Genomic DNA, 14,958 nt, shown 5'->3' with positions numbered 1-14,958 from the left:
TGGTATTTTGTCGGGTTGCTTCCTCGTCATTGCGAGGAACGAAGCAATCGCGAACTATACAGAGCGACTCTGCTCATAGGGGATTGCTTCGTTCCTTGCAATGACGAGGGGATTGTTTTTTACTTAATAAACTATTTTAAAACCTGCCGCTTCGGTAAGCCCGCTGGCTTGTTGTAATTTTGTTGGGATGCTGATATCAATACCATCGGATACCTGTTTCCATTTAAGGCTTTGCGTACTGCCAAGCAAGGTCACTTTCTTTACTTTCTTGATATCCTTTAGTTTTACTGATACAGTTGCAGGTAAAACTACCTTTTCCTCATCGCTCAGGGCAAAGGCATAAATAGTATTGCTGCTTTTAGCTTTAGTATAGTATATATTACCTGTTGAATACGGCGCTACCGACTGGCTGGCGTAAATACCTTCGCCATTGATCTTCATCCAACGGCTGATGCCTTGCAGGCGCTCATAAGCAACGGGGTCCCAATCACCATCAGGGCCTGGGCCGATATTCATAAGCAAGTTACCACCGCGTGATACGATCTTCACCAATAGCTGTACTATTTTTTGCACGGATTTATAATGATCGCCGGGAACATAGCTCCATGAGTTGCCCATGGTTATACAGCTTTCCCATGGATGATCAAGAGGCACTTCCGGCACTTCCTGCTCGGGCGTAGTGTAGTTTTCGTATTTACCGGCTACGGTACGATCGACCACAATTAAACCGGGTTGCTTTTGCCTGCCCATTGCAGCTATCTTTGGCATATCAATATCCTGATCAAATTTAATCCCCCGCTGCCAGTCAATACTTGTATCAACGCTGGTTTTAGGGCGTACCCATCCTCCATCAAGCCATAAAATATCAACCTTACCATAATCGCTCATCAGCTCACTGATCTGGTTATAGGTAAAATCTTTAAACTTTTGCCAGCGCTCAGGGTATTTTTTAGGGTCGTAGTTTACGTTGCGGTCTTTAGGTGGAAAGTACGGCCACCAGTAATTTTCTGTATGCCAGTCGGGCTTTGAAAAATAAGCCCCTATCATAAAGTTGTCTTTACGGAAAGCGTTGAAAATTTCCTTAGTTACGTTGCTCCTTGGGTTGCTTGAAAATGGCGTTTTACTGCTCGTAATTTTATAATCGGTTTCTTTAGTATCAAACATACAAAAACCGTCATGATGCTTGGTTGTGAAGATCACATATTTCATACCAGCATCTTTAGCCGCCTTCACCCATTTTTCGGGGTTGAATTTGGTTGGGTTAAAGGTGGTTTGCAAATTTTCATACGCTGCCTTATAACCATTATAGGTAGCGCCATAAGGGCCGCGGCGTTGGGTCCATCCTTCATCTTCCGGACAAATGCTCCAACTTTCTACTACGCCCCACTGGCTGTAAGTACCCCAGTGCATGAACAAACCAAACTTCAGATCCTGCCAATTGGCAATTTTTTGCTCAACCACGGGGTCGCCGGCAGGTACATACTGCTTTGACATATTGTGCTGTTGCCCAAATGCTTTAACACAGCCAAAAACCAAAAGAAATGCTGTAAATAATCGTTTCATCAAGCTTTTATTTTATAAATTACTGACAATTTTATATGGTGTATTGCCTACACACTTTTTAAAATATTTTAAAAAACATCGCAACTTACGTTAATAAATTTCATTTTTTAGTTTTAATATGTTATTATTGTTACACCATTATTAAGTTTAAATTTAGTTGATTAATTAAAATCCTTCAGTTTTGAGAGACAGAAAAGTTGATACGCTAAAATTGTGGAAACTCATTTGTAACAATGACGATGAGAATGCCTTTGAGCTGTTTTTCCATGTCCTTAACAACTCGCTCATTAAATTTTGCGTGTTGTATGTGCATCAACGGGAAATTGCCGAAGAAATAGTTTCGGACGTGTTTGTGAAATGCTGGCTCAACCGTAAAAACCTGACCGAAATTCAGAACCCCGAAACCTATTTGTTTGTTGCGGTAAAAAACCAATCGCTAAACCACATCAAAAAATATTCAACCATTCATCTTGTACAAATTGAAGAAACCAATTCGGTTGAATTTGTAAATACGTACAACCCTCAAAAAGAAATAGAAAATAAGGAGCTCATCTTCCGGATGGACCAGGCCATTGCGGGACTTCCGCAACAATGTCGTATTGTTTTCAGACTAATAAAGGAGGATGGCATGAAGTACAAAGAGGTGGCCGAAATTCTCAATATTTCGCCGCGCACAGTACAGACACAATTGTTTCGTGCAATCAAGAAACTTAGTGTCGTTTTGACACAATACAATAAGCACAGTGAAAATATACCTAAAGCCAATGTAATCAACATTTTAGGATCAATAGTTGTGATTTTTCAATTATTTTTTCTACACTTGTAGGTAATTAACCTAAATAAGTTGTCCTATCACAAATAAGGATGCAATTTTAAGATGGGCAATGATAAATTTATAGAGCTGGTAGGCAAAAAACTGTCGAACGAGATCAGCTCTGATGAACATAACGAACTTCTGCTTTGCTTAGCCAATGATGCTTCCCTTCGTGAGCAATATGATGCCCTTTCTGCCTATTGGAAACACAATGATGCAGAGTACGCTGACAATGCCCTTGCTTTTCAAAAAATAAAATCAAAAATTAAAGCACAAGAAACTACCGAGCCTATAGTTACGGTAGCGCCTGTAAAAAAAGGTATAATGCGTTATTTATGGCGTGCTGCGGCGGCCATTATTTTAATAGCCGGCGGTGCTTACCTGTTTTATTCAAAGGTAACTACTGCCGGTCGTGAAATTGCAGGCACCGTACCCAGCGCCTGGCAAAACAAAAATACCTTTGTGCGCGAAAAATCAACCATCGTGCTAACAGATGGCACACGCATTACCCTTAATTCAAAAAGCTCATTACGGTACCCGACAAGCTTTACAGGTAAAACCCGCGAGGTTTATTTAAGCGGCGAAGCTTTTTTTGATGTGCATAAAGATCATGAGCACCCGTTCATTATCCATACTGAAAAAATGAACATCAAAGTTTTAGGTACGGCTTTCAACGTAAAATCATACCCGAATGACCCTTCAAGTGAAACAACCTTGATCAGGGGCGCTATTGAAGTTACACTTGACGACCGTCCGTCTGACAGGATCATTTTAAAACCGAGTGAAAAACTGATTGTTAATAAAGGCTCATTTGCTACGGTACATAAAAAAGAAAACAAACTTGCACCCGCAACCGATAGCAGTGCTGGTACTCAATATGTCTTAACAAGCTTTACCCGTCTTCACCAGTACGATAGTGCTGTTCTTGAAACTTCGTGGACCCAAAACAAACTCATTTTCAGGGATGAAAGCTTTGCCGATCTTGCCGCCCGTATGGAGCGCTGGTATGGTGTTGAGATTAAATTTAAAAATGACGACCTTAAAAAATACCGCTTCAACGGTACTTATGAAAAAGAAAGTATTACAGAGGCGCTTGATGCGCTACGCCGTACCGAAGACTTTCATTATAAAATAAAAAAATCAACCATTTTCATTTACTAATGCCGCTTTCAGACAACCGGGCAATAAGCGCTTTCTTAACTCAGTAGCCCCCGATATTATTTACAATATTTATAATTGTTACACAGTTATCTGTTCATTTTGCACTATAGCCTGCCGCTTATTATAAAATTTATGTAAATTTAGGCATCCCTAATGGATGTTGACGATAGGTATAGGTTATCAGAATAAATGAAAATACGGTTTACGTTAATATTGTTCTTCAATTTACTCGCTATATTAACTGTATATTCACAAACCCATGTCACTATTAACTTAAAATCAGCCGATTTTAAAAAGGTTATATCAATCATCGAACATCAGAGCCTTTATCATTTTGTTTACAGCGAAAGAAAAATACCAACGTTAAACAGAGTTGATTTAAACTTTGAGAATGAGGATGTTAAAATCGTTTTAGATAAAATATTAGCCAATTCGGGCTTTTCATATACCGAGCTCGCCAACCACCTGATAGTAATAGCCCCGGTTGACGAAATAGTTAATGTGGTTAAAATAACAGGTACTGTTGTTGACGAAAGTGGGAAACCGCTTGCAGGAGCTACAGTTAGGGTACGGGGCTCAACCATGGGGGCGCCTACCGACCAGCAAGGCTCATTTTCTTTTGAAGCTCCCGACCAATCAATACTAATCATAAGCTTTGTGGGCTATGTTACCCGCGAAGTAAAAGTGTCCGGAACCACTCCGCTTAAAATCACGCTATCGGTAAGTAATATCTTAAGCGAAGTTGTAGTAACTGCCCTCGGTATAAAAAAAGAAGAAAAAAAGGTTGGCTATTCGGTTACAACCATAGGTGGCGAAGTACTGGATAAAGCCAAAGAATCAAACGTGGCCTACTCATTAGAGGGCCGGGTAGCCGGTTTAAGCATTAGCGGCGTTAACGGCGGGCCGGCATCATCCGCACGTATTTTACTTAGAGGTGTTACCAGTTTTGGCGCAAGCGCTCCGCTCTTTATCATTAATGGTGTGCCCATTGATAATACGCAACGGGGGGCCGCAAACGAATGGGGTGGCGCCGATTTTGGCGATGGCATAAGCAATATCAATCCTGATGATGTTGAAAGCATGACCGTACTGAAAGGCCAGGCGGCTTCTGCATTGTACGGAGCGAGGGCCGCTAATGGCGTGATTCTGATCACAACCAAAACAAGTAAAAAGAACTCGGGCTTTGGAATTGAGTTCAATACCAATTATCAAACAGACAAGGCAATCAATACATTTGATTATCAAAAGGTTTACGGACAGGGCCTTTACGGGATCAGGCCGGCAACAGTAAACAATGCCATAACATCCGGAAATTTTGGTTGGGGCGAAAAGCTTGACGGCAAGCCTACCATCCAGTTTGATGGTAAATATTACCCCTACTCGGCAGTTAACGATAATATAGATAAGTTTTACCGCCGCGGTTATACTTATACCAACACCATAGCCTTTAATGGCGGCAATGAAACAGGTGCATTCCGCCTGTCTGTTTCCGATCTCAGGAATGGCTCCATTATCCGCAACAGTGGTCTTAACCGTAAAACGGTAAACTTAACCGCCACCCAGGGGATAAGCGATAAATTTAACGTTAACGTTATTGCTAACTATATTGATGAATCATCAAACCTTAAACCAAACCTGAGCGATGGCCCCCTTAACCCCAATAACATTCAATATCTTGCTGCCAATGAAAACCAGGCAGCCCTGGCACCTGGCTATGACTCAAACGGTGATGAACTGAGGTGGACCGGCGATACTTTTGTGACCAATCCTTATTTCGCTGTAAATAAATTTATCAATAATATAAGCCGGAACCGTTTGATATCAGCAATAACGGCCCGTTATAATTTCGCAGATTGGATGTATGCCCAGGCCCGCTTAGGCGATGATGTGCTGTATGATAAACGTTTAACCATCACGCCTACCGGAACTGCTTACTCGCCGGGAGGCGCCGGTTCTATGGATGAGCAATCATCAACAGAGCGCTCAGAACTGAATGCCGACATTTTGATTGGCGCCAAACGTGATATTATAAAAAACCTGCTTAGCTTTGACTTATCCGCAGGGGCCAATCTGCGTAAAAACAGCTACGAATACACCCGCCTTTTTGGAGGGCCATTTATTGTACCTGATTTTTATAGCTACACTAACCTGGCTACAAAAAACAGCAGCTACGATTTTAAAAGCTCCGAAACACATTCAACTTATTATTCTGTCGATTTTTCGTTAAAAAACTTTCTTACGTTAACCACCACGGGCCGCTATGATACTTACTCGACCCTACCGGTTGACAACCGGAGCATTTTTACTCCGTCGGTGTCGGCAAGCGTTCTATTTTCGGATCTTGTGCACATACCCGGACTTGATTTTGGAAAACTCCGCCTGTCATATGCCCAAACCAGCGGCGAACCCACCGATGTTTACATCACATCACAATATTATACTATCAACAACCCCGTGAATGGGACACCAACAGGTGGTTTTAGCGATAGTTTACCAAATCTATTTTTAAAGCCGTATACACTTACAGAAATGGAAGTTGGTACCGACCTGAAGTTTTTAAACGGACGACTGGGACTTGATGTTGCCTACTTCCATCGCAAAACCAGGAACGAGATTATTAAAGGTGATCTTGACCTGGCAACCGGCTTTGCCCGCCGGTTCATACCAACCGGTTCAACTCAAAATAATGGTATTGAGGTTTCGTTAAGCGGCACACCTTTTAAAACAGCCAATTTTAACTGGTCGCCTTCATTTAACTTCACCTATGTTCAAAACAAGATCCTTCAAACAGATGGCACGCCCGAATCTGCCAATATAAGCTTTGGCACTTATCGCCCGCTAAATGCTGCAACAGCACTGGTGAAAGGCTTACCCGGTCCGCAAATCATGGCGAATGATTACCTCAGAAATGCCAAAGGCCAAATTATTTTTGATGGCAACGGGCTACCTCAAGCCGGTCCCAGGGTACCTATGGGCAGCGCGGTACCCAATATTTATGGTGGGTTTAACAACAATTTTACCTATAAAAAATTCAGCCTATCATTCCTGATCGATTACAGGTTTGGTAACAAAATACTTTCGGCCACTAATTATAACAGCATTTACCGGGGCTTCAATAAACTTACCCTGCCTGGAAGGGAAACCGGTGTTGTTGGCGATGGTGTAAATGCCAATGGCGATAAAAACACGGTTGTTGTGCCAGCGCAAACCTATTACCAGGCACTTGCCCAAAGTGTTTCGGCCCTAAACGTATTGGACGGCAGATTTATTAAACTCAGGCAGGTTACTTTTGGATATACATTTTCAAAAGGCTTTCTTAATAACACCCCTTTTGAGGGTATAACTTTTTCGCTGGTAGGCAGAAATTTATGGACGATATTGAAACGATCAGATAATATCGACCCTGAATCGGGCTTCTCTCCCGACATAAAATATGCAGGAATTGAGGGTGCAAGCCTTCCCCCAACGCATACTTACGGAATAAATATTAACTTTAAACTCAAAAAATAATCACTCTAAAATGGCATCCACCATAAAACAAACTACACTGCGCTGTTTGGTATTACTAACGGTACTGTTTAATTTTTCTACTGTTAAAGCCCAAACACCTTTTTACAAAGACGCTTCGCAATCGATTGACTTAAGAGTAAAAGACCTTTTATCGAAACTAACCCTCGAAGAAAAGATCTCTTTATTAGGTTACCGCAGCCAGGCTGTGCCCCGTTTGGGCATCCCGGCATACAACTGGTGGAACGAGGCATTGCATGGTGTAGCCCGTGCCGGTGAGGCTACTATATTCCCACAGGCTATTGGTATGTCGGCTACTTTTAATGATGACCTATTGAAACAAGTATCAACAGCCATATCTACCGAAGCCCGTGCTAAATATAACCTGGCCATTGCGCAAGACAGGCACCTGCAATACATGGGCCTTACCTTTTGGACCCCTAACATTAACATTTTCCGCGATCCACGCTGGGGACGCGGCCAGGAAACTTATGGGGAAGACCCATTCCTGACCGGCCGCATGGGTTCGGCTTTTGTTAAAGGTTTGCAGGGCGATGATCCTAAATACCTGAAAGCTTCGGCCACAGCTAAACACTTTGCTGTTCACAGCGGCCCGGAAGCTACCCGCGATAAATTTGACGCTAAAGTTGATGAAAAAGACCTTCGCGAAACTTACCTGTATGCTTTTCACGAGTTGGTTAAAAACCACGTTGAATCGGTTATGAGCGCCTACAACCGTGTTAACGGAGTACCCAACTCTATCAACAAAGTACTGCTCACTGATATTTTACGTAAAGAATGGGGCTTTAACGGCCACGTAGTTACCGATTGCGGTGCTTTGGATGATGTTTACCTTACTCACAAAACCTTGCCGACAGCAGTTGAAGTAGCTGCTGCTGCCATCAAAGCCGGTGTCGACCTGGATTGCTCATCTATTTTACAAAATGACGGTATCAAAGCTATCAAACAAGGGTTGCTTACCGAAAAAGACGTTGACCAGGCCTTGAGCGCTATTTTACGCACCGAATTTAAGCTTGGATTTTATGATGATCCTGCAGCTAACCCGTATCATGCTTATGGAGCCGATAGTGTTCACAACGACCAACATTTGGCCTTGGCCCGTAAGGTTGCTCAGCAAAGTATGGTATTATTAAAGAATAACAACAATGTTTTGCCATTCAAAAAAAGCAACTACTCAAGCATTATGGTAGTTGGGCCAAACGCGGCCTCACTTGATGCTATGATAGCTAACTATCATGGTACCAGCAGCAAGGTGATCAATTTTGTTGAAGGTATTACCGGCGCTGTTGATAAAGCTACCCGCGTTGAGTATGACCTTGGCTGTGATTATAAAGATACCACTCACTTTGGTGGTACCTGGGCGGCAGGTAATGCCGACGCCACAATCGCGGTGATAGGCCTCTCCCCTGTTTTAGAAGGCGAAGCCGGTGATGCTTTCCTGTCAGAAAGCGGTGGCGATAAAAAGACTTTAAGTCTGCCGGCCAGCGAAATAGCCTTTATGAAAGAGTTACGCAAAAGCGTAAAAAACAAACCGTTGGTAGCCGTAATTACCGCAGGCAGCGATATTGATGTATCGGCTATTGAGCCTTATGCAGATGCCATCATATTTGCCTGGTATCCCGGCGAACAAGGTGGTAACGCGTTAGCTGATATTATTTTTGGCGAGGTTTCACCTTCCGGCCACCTGCCGCTTACTTTCTATAAAGACATGAGCAACCTGCCCGATTACAGCGATTACAATATGAAAGGCCGTACCTACCGTTACTATACCGGTCCGGTGCAATACCCTTTTGGTTTTGGTTTAAGCTACACCACATTCAACTATACCCTGGGCAGCAAATTAAAAGCCACCTACAAAAAAGCAGATACCGTTGCCGTAACTGTAAATATTAAAAACACCGGTAAATTCAACGGCGATGAGGTAGTACAAGCCTATATCAAATATCCCAACATCGATAGAATGCCGGTTAAGGAACTAAAAAGCTTTAAACGCATCAGTCTTGAACAAGATAAAGAAGGTACGGTTACCCTAAAAATTCCGGTTCAGGATCTGCAGAAGTGGGACCTGGCAACGCATAAATGGAAACTTTATCCGGGCAGCTACAAACTGGTACTGGGCAGCAGCTCGGCCGATGAAAAACTGGTAGCCGATTTTAAAGTGGCTAATTAAGCTCCTGCAAAAAAACAGTTTTATAAAATAATACTATAAGCGTCATTGCGAGGCACGAAGCAATCCCCGATTAGCAGGTTCGCCCTGTATAGTTTGGGATTGCTTCGTGCCTCGCAATGACGCTTTTTTAGTCAAGGCTTTATAACAAGGCCTCTAAATCCTTCATAATTCTACTTTTATCTGCCGGGGTCTTAGCTTGTCTAAGTGCGATTCGCAAATGCCAAGCCGCCCTTTCATTATCTACCGAGGTATATAAATATCCCAGCAACACGTGATACAAGTGATTTGTATCCAGTTTTAATTTCTCCGCCTCAATAATGGCTTTCTCCTTCCCTTTTACCTTAGCTAAAGCGTAAGCCCGGTTCAAAGCCGCCACGGGCGAATAAGCTGCAATAAGTAACCTGTTGTAAAGCATTAATATATTTTCCCATTTTTCGGGCGTCTCTGTTTTAACGGTATGCCAATAGGCAATGGCAGCTTCAATATGATATTTACCGGCTTCATTTCCTTTTGAGGCCAGGTTAAGATAGTATCTTCCCTTTGCTATCAGCTCATCGTTCCAAAGCGATTTGTTCTGATCATCGTAGCGGATCATCTCGCCGGCGTCATCTATCCGGACATCAAACCTCGAGGCATGAAAACACATCAGCGATAATAAGGCGTTTACTTCCGGCAGGTTCGTTTGCTTATTCTCTATAAGGAGGTAATTGAGCCGCATGGCTTCTAAACACAGATCTTTACGTAGTGTAGTGCTCTGGCAACTGGAGTAATAACCTTCATTAAAAAGCAGGTACAAGGTTTTCAATACAATGCCCAAACGGTTAACAATATCGGCAGTCTCCGGAAAAACGATCTTTACTTTCTGTTCGCGCAGTTTTTCCTTAGCCCTGAACAGGCGTTTATTGATCGTTTCCTTATTTGATAAAAAAGCTTCGGCTATTTCGTCAATCCCGAAACCGCAAAGAATACGCAGGGCAAGACCAATCTGTGCCTCGGCCGGGAGTATCGGATGGCAAATGGCAAACATCATCTGCAACTGGCTATCGCTGATATTCTGGTCAGAAAGGTCGATCTCTGCTTCATAATTATCTTCCGTATCAAACCCATCAACTATTTTTTGTTTGAATTTTGCGCTTCGTCTAACATAATCGGTCGCTTTATTGCGGGCCACTGTGTATAACCAAGCCTTAGGATTATCCGGCAAACCTTTAATGCCCCACGTTTCGGCCGCCGTGAGGAATGTATCACTGGCAATATCTTCGGCTGCCTCAATATGCTCAAAGCCGAAATAATGGCACAGTACCGCAATTATCTTTTGATATTCGGAGCGAAAAAGATGCGGTAAAAGCTGATCTTGCTGCATAAAACAAGCCGCCTCCCGTATATGAGAAGCGGCAAATAACTTACACTTCCATTGGGATGATAGGACGGACTTCAACGCTGCCGCCTACCGATAATATCGGGCAGCCCTTTGATAATTCGGTTGCCTCTTCCAGCGACGATGCTTTGATAATGCTATAGCCGCCAATAGCTTCTTTAACTTCAACATAAGGCCCATCGGTTACCACATTATCGGGTTTTATTACACTCCCGTTAGTATCCAGCCTGTTACCAACAGCAACAAGCTTGTTTTGCGCGGCAATGCCGCCAATCCATTCGCGCCAGTAATTCATCATGGTTTGCATTTGCTCTGGCGACCGTTGCACCGCGGTGGCTTCTGCATCTCTTCTGAAGATCAATAAGAACTCGTTCATGTTTTCTTGAATTTAATGGTTAAAAACCAAAAGACGATCAGGTTTTGCTGAATTGGACAAGTGTTTGATTTTTTTTCAAATTAGTCAGAAAAACTTAATCTGCATAACTAATTTACCGGCTTACTGGCCATAACCTTACATAGCGCTTATAAATTGAGGTTGATATGCTTTTGTTATTTCACGTACTTTGATCATATAACAATACTACCAAACCATGAAATACAGAAAATTAGGAAACACCGGGGTCGAGCTTTCGGCCATTGGTCTGGGCTGCATGGGTATGAACCATGCCTACGGTCAACCGGACGATGACGAATCGATAGCTACCCTCGAAAAATCGATAGAAATAGGCATTAACTTTTGGGATACTGCCGATGTTTACGCCAACGGCCGCAACGAAGAGCTGGTATCAAAAGTATTAGTACCTAACCGTGATAAGATCTTCATTGCCACTAAATTTGGTTTCAGGGCCGGTGCCGATGGTAGGCTTACTGAGTTTGATGGCTCGCCTGCATATATCAAAACCGCTGTTGAAAAAAGCCTTAAACGCTTAAAAACGGATGTGATTGACTTGTACTACGCCCACCGCATAGACCCAAATGTACCGGTTGAAGATATGGTTGGCGCTATGGCCGATCTGGTAAAAGAAGGTAAAGTAAAATACCTGGGCTTATCTGAGGCTTCGGCAAATTCTATTCGTCGCGCTCACGCGGTGCATCCCATCAGCGCCCTTCAAAGCGAATATTCATTGTTAACCCGCGACGTAGAAGCTGAGATTTTACCTGTTTGCAAGGAGTTAGGCATTTCATTTGTTCCTTTTAGTCCGCTGGTGCGCGGTTTAGTTACCAATGCTTTGGATGTAACCAAACTGGCCGATAACGATTTCAGAAAAAGCCTGCCACGTTATCAAAGCGAAAACGCCGAAAACAATATAGGACTGGCTCACGAGTTTGCACAGCTTGCGGCTCAAAAGCAATGTACACCCGCCCAATTGGCGCTGGCGTGGGTACTGGCGCAGGGCGATAACATTATCCCTATTCCCGGAACAAAGAGAAGAAAATACCTGTTGGATAACGCCGGCTCGGTTGATGTGGAATTAACTCATGCCGACTTACAAGATATCGAAACTGTTTTAGCCAAATATCCTGATACCGGCGACAGGTACAATGAGGCAAACTATAAATTCGTAGATAAAAATTAACAACATTATTTCGGGCAAAGGCGTTGGCGTATAAAATTGGTACACAACGCTTTCACCTGAAAATTCAACAATTAAAACATGGCTTACAACCAACAAATGGCCGATCGCATCCGTGAAGCGTTAATGGATCTGCCCGTAGTGGAGGAGAAGAAAATGTTTCAGGGAGTTTGTTTTATGGTTGACGATAAGCTATGCGTTTGCGTAGGCAATAATTACATCCTGTGCCGTATAGGTGAACAACAGGCATCAATTGAACTTGAGAAAGGTAATTGCAATCAAATGATGAGTGGCGAGCGGGTGATGAAAGGTTATGTATACGTTGATGATTTCAACCTGCAAACCAATAAAGATTTAAACTACTGGGTCAACTTATGTCTTGAGTTTAATCCGCTTGCTGAAGCATCAAAAAAGAGGAAAAGCAAGAAGTAAACGAGTTTCGGATCTAAACAACAAAATGTCATTTCTTACTCGTTCCTCATTCGAAATGACATTTTGTTACTTTTTCACCATTTTATAATGCTTGATCCCGGCTTCTTCAAATTCCGGCCCCGATGCTTCAAAGCCCAGTTTAGCATAAAAAGGTACAGCCTGAGTTTGCGAGTTAAGGTAAATATAATCGGCATTGGCAGGTAAATCGGCCAATACGGATTTCACCATTTCCCCTCCTAAGCCAAAGCCCCTGAATGCTTTAAGCACGGCAAAACGTTCCAATTTATAACCATTTTCGGTTTTACGCCAGCGGCATGCTCCTGCGGGTTCACTATCAACAGTAGCTAAAAAATGATGTGATACGTCCTCGTTCTCATACTCTAACTCGGGCGGGCAATTTTGCTCAACAACAAATACTTCACGTCTGATGGCATGTACGATATCAAGTTCGGCTTGTTCCGTTACTTTTTTTACTATGATTTTTGCGGGCATTGATGTAATGCGGTTTTGTTTTAAAGCTATTAAGCTTGGTGGTATGGTTTTCCCTTGCTGCATCGATAGAGTGCGTACAGGTGATATCGTCCTCCTCCTCGGCCAAATCTGCCAGTTCTACATAAAACTTATGTAACTGGTCAAGTTCTTTCTCTGTAATATCCTCTATATCAACCATACGGTTGCTGGCACCCTGGTGCGATGCAAGTAGCTCGTTTAGTTTCAAATGTATCGCTTTTGAATCTTTGTTTTGCGATTTCTGGATCAAAAAAACCATCAGGAAGGTTACAATGGTAGTACCGGTATTGATAACCAGTTGCCAGGTATCTGAATAATGAAATAAAGGTCCGGTTATCCCCCAAACAATGATAACTCCAAATGCTATGATAAATGCTCCCGAGCTTCCGGTTGCTATAGTTGCCCAGTTGGCAAAGCGCTCAAATAAATTCTTTTTCTTTTTTTTGTTTGTAACCATGGTAGCAGATTTTATTGTTTTTGGGGAATGCCTGCTGCCATTAAACAACAAAGCGCCTGTACAACAAATGTACAGGCGCTTTTGTTAGTTTTTGATGAATATTATAATTTGCTGTATACGTCGATACAGTTAAGATCTTCGAAAGCAACAGAAAGCCTTTTAACAAAGTTTTCTTCGCCTTTGCGTAACCAAACGCGTGGATCGTAGTATTTTTTGTTTGGAGAATCCTCGCCATCAGGGCTACCGATCTGGCTTTGCAGGTATCCTTCTTTTGATTTGTAGTAATCTTTAATACCTTCCCAGTAAGCCCATTGCATATCGGTATCAATGTTCATTTTGATAGCGCCGTATGAAATAGCTTCGCGGATTTCTTCCTGGCTTGAACCAGAACCACCGTGGAATACAAAGTTGATAGGTTTTTCGGCAGTTAAACCAAATTTTTGTTTAACATACTCTTGTGAGTTATGCAAAATAACCGGTTGTAATTTCACGTTACCCGGTTTGTAAACACCATGTACGTTACCAAAAGCAGCCGCCACGGTAAAACGAGGGCTTACTTTTGAAAGGTGCTCATATGAATAAGAAACCTCTTCTGGCTGAGTATATAAACGTGAGCTGTCAACGTCAGAGTTGTCAACACCATCTTCTTCACCACCGGTAACACCTAATTCAATTTCAAGTGTCATACCCATTTTAGCCATACGCTCAAGGTATTTAGCCGAAATTTCGATGTTCTCTTCAATAGGCTCTTCCGAAAGGTCAAGCATGTGTGATGAGAATAAAGGTTTGCCTGTTTCTGCAAAAAATTTCTCGCCATGATCTAACAAACCGTCAATCCAGGGTAATAATTTTTTAGCGGCATGGTCGGTATGCAGGATTACTGCTACACCATAATGCTCTGCCAAAAGGTGAACGTGCTTTGCAGCAGATACACCACCTAAAATACAGGCCTGAAGTTTTGAATTATCCAATGATTTGCCGGCGTAAAACTGTGCACCGCCATTTGACAGCTGGATGATAACCGGAGAGTTAACAGCTTTAGCTGTTTCCATAACCGCATTGATAGTATTAGTACCAATAACGTTTACCGCCGGTAAAGCAAACTGATGCTTTTTTGCTGCTTCAAATAGTTCCTGCACCTGATCGCCGTGCAGAACACCTCTATAATTTTTTAAATCCATTAGCGTTTATTTGGGGCTCGAAGTTATAAAATTTATTGAAATGAGTTAAGTTTTGTTAAAAGTATATTAAAACGATAGTAAAAATAGGCTTAATTTGAAAATATGATATAAATCATTAATAATCCAATCCTTTTATTACAAAAATAGCATTAAATAAGTATTTTAGATTCGAGCAAACAATTTGCTCCGG

General features: G+C 42.4%; 12 protein-coding genes. 6 read left to right on the top strand and 6 right to left on the bottom strand.

Annotation, left to right across the window (positions count from 1 at the left end):
• Window positions 1-123: 123 nt before the first annotated feature.
• Window positions 124-1,563: an alpha-L-fucosidase gene (locus DEO27_RS07185; RefSeq protein WP_112571715.1), complete on the bottom strand. Its 1,440-nt coding sequence runs from the start codon at window positions 1,561-1,563 to the stop codon at window positions 124-126.
• Window positions 1,564-1,744: 181 nt separating this feature from the next.
• Here DEO27_RS07185 and DEO27_RS07180 point away from each other — a divergent pair, with 181 nt between their 5' ends.
• The 4 genes from DEO27_RS07180 to DEO27_RS07165 all read left to right on the top strand — a co-directional run bounded on the left by DEO27_RS07180 (window position 1,745) and on the right by DEO27_RS07165 (window position 9,236).
• The gene (locus tag DEO27_RS07180) at window positions 1,745-2,389 is read left to right on the top strand and encodes an RNA polymerase sigma-70 factor (RefSeq protein ID WP_112571717.1); all 645 of its coding nucleotides are present in this window, start codon (window positions 1,745-1,747) and stop codon (window positions 2,387-2,389) included.
• A 51-nt stretch (window positions 2,390-2,440) separates the two neighbouring features.
• Window positions 2,441-3,538, top strand: a complete 1,098-nt coding sequence (locus DEO27_RS07175) for a FecR family protein (protein ID WP_112571719.1) — start codon at window positions 2,441-2,443, stop codon at window positions 3,536-3,538.
• Between the two features lie 189 nt (window positions 3,539-3,727).
• Window positions 3,728-7,048: a SusC/RagA family TonB-linked outer membrane protein gene (locus tag DEO27_RS07170; protein WP_112571721.1), complete on the top strand. Its 3,321-nt coding sequence runs from the start codon at window positions 3,728-3,730 to the stop codon at window positions 7,046-7,048.
• A 10-nt stretch (window positions 7,049-7,058) separates the two neighbouring features.
• Complete coding sequence (locus DEO27_RS07165) at window positions 7,059-9,236, top strand: glycoside hydrolase family 3 protein (RefSeq protein ID WP_112571723.1); 2,178 nt, start codon at window positions 7,059-7,061, stop codon at window positions 9,234-9,236.
• A gap of 139 nt (window positions 9,237-9,375) precedes the next feature.
• Here the strand turns inward: DEO27_RS07165 and DEO27_RS07160 are convergent, their stop codons facing one another.
• Window positions 9,376-10,599 (bottom strand): RNA polymerase sigma factor, encoded by a 1,224-nt coding sequence (locus DEO27_RS07160; protein WP_112571725.1) that lies wholly within the window; start codon window positions 10,597-10,599, stop codon window positions 9,376-9,378.
• A gap of 40 nt (window positions 10,600-10,639) precedes the next feature.
• Window positions 10,640-10,990 carry a YciI family protein gene (locus DEO27_RS07155; RefSeq protein WP_112571727.1) on the bottom strand — a complete coding sequence of 117 codons (351 nt, stop codon included), beginning with the start codon at window positions 10,988-10,990 and terminating at the stop codon, window positions 10,640-10,642.
• A gap of 214 nt (window positions 10,991-11,204) precedes the next feature.
• On the opposite strand from DEO27_RS07155, the gene DEO27_RS07150 reads away from it, so the two are divergent.
• Complete coding sequence (locus DEO27_RS07150; protein ID WP_112571729.1) at window positions 11,205-12,191, top strand: aldo/keto reductase; 987 nt, start codon at window positions 11,205-11,207, stop codon at window positions 12,189-12,191.
• A 78-nt stretch (window positions 12,192-12,269) separates the two neighbouring features.
• The gene (locus tag DEO27_RS07145; RefSeq protein ID WP_112571732.1) at window positions 12,270-12,620 is read left to right on the top strand and encodes a TfoX/Sxy family protein; all 351 of its coding nucleotides are present in this window, start codon (window positions 12,270-12,272) and stop codon (window positions 12,618-12,620) included.
• A 66-nt stretch (window positions 12,621-12,686) separates the two neighbouring features.
• Here DEO27_RS07145 and DEO27_RS07140 read toward each other — a convergent pair whose 3' ends face one another.
• The 3 genes from DEO27_RS07140 to fbaA all read right to left on the bottom strand — a co-directional run bounded on the left by DEO27_RS07140 (window position 12,687) and on the right by fbaA (window position 14,768).
• The gene (locus DEO27_RS07140) at window positions 12,687-13,112 is read right to left on the bottom strand and encodes a GNAT family N-acetyltransferase (RefSeq protein ID WP_112571734.1); all 426 of its coding nucleotides are present in this window, start codon (window positions 13,110-13,112) and stop codon (window positions 12,687-12,689) included.
• Complete coding sequence (locus DEO27_RS07135; protein ID WP_112572263.1) at window positions 13,063-13,587, bottom strand: low affinity iron permease family protein; 525 nt, start codon at window positions 13,585-13,587, stop codon at window positions 13,063-13,065. Before DEO27_RS07135 ends, DEO27_RS07140 begins: the two co-directional genes overlap by 50 nt.
• Before the next feature lie 101 nt (window positions 13,588-13,688).
• Window positions 13,689-14,768: a class II fructose-bisphosphate aldolase gene (gene fbaA, locus DEO27_RS07130; protein ID WP_112571736.1), complete on the bottom strand. Its 1,080-nt coding sequence runs from the start codon at window positions 14,766-14,768 to the stop codon at window positions 13,689-13,691.
• Window positions 14,769-14,958: the final 190 nt, after the last annotated feature.

The organism is Mucilaginibacter rubeus (assembly GCF_003286415.2).
GTDB lineage: Bacteria > Bacteroidota > Bacteroidia > Sphingobacteriales > Sphingobacteriaceae > Mucilaginibacter > Mucilaginibacter rubeus_A.
Note: the sequence above shows the minus strand (reverse complement) of the source record. Positions and strands in the feature narration are given on the sequence as shown.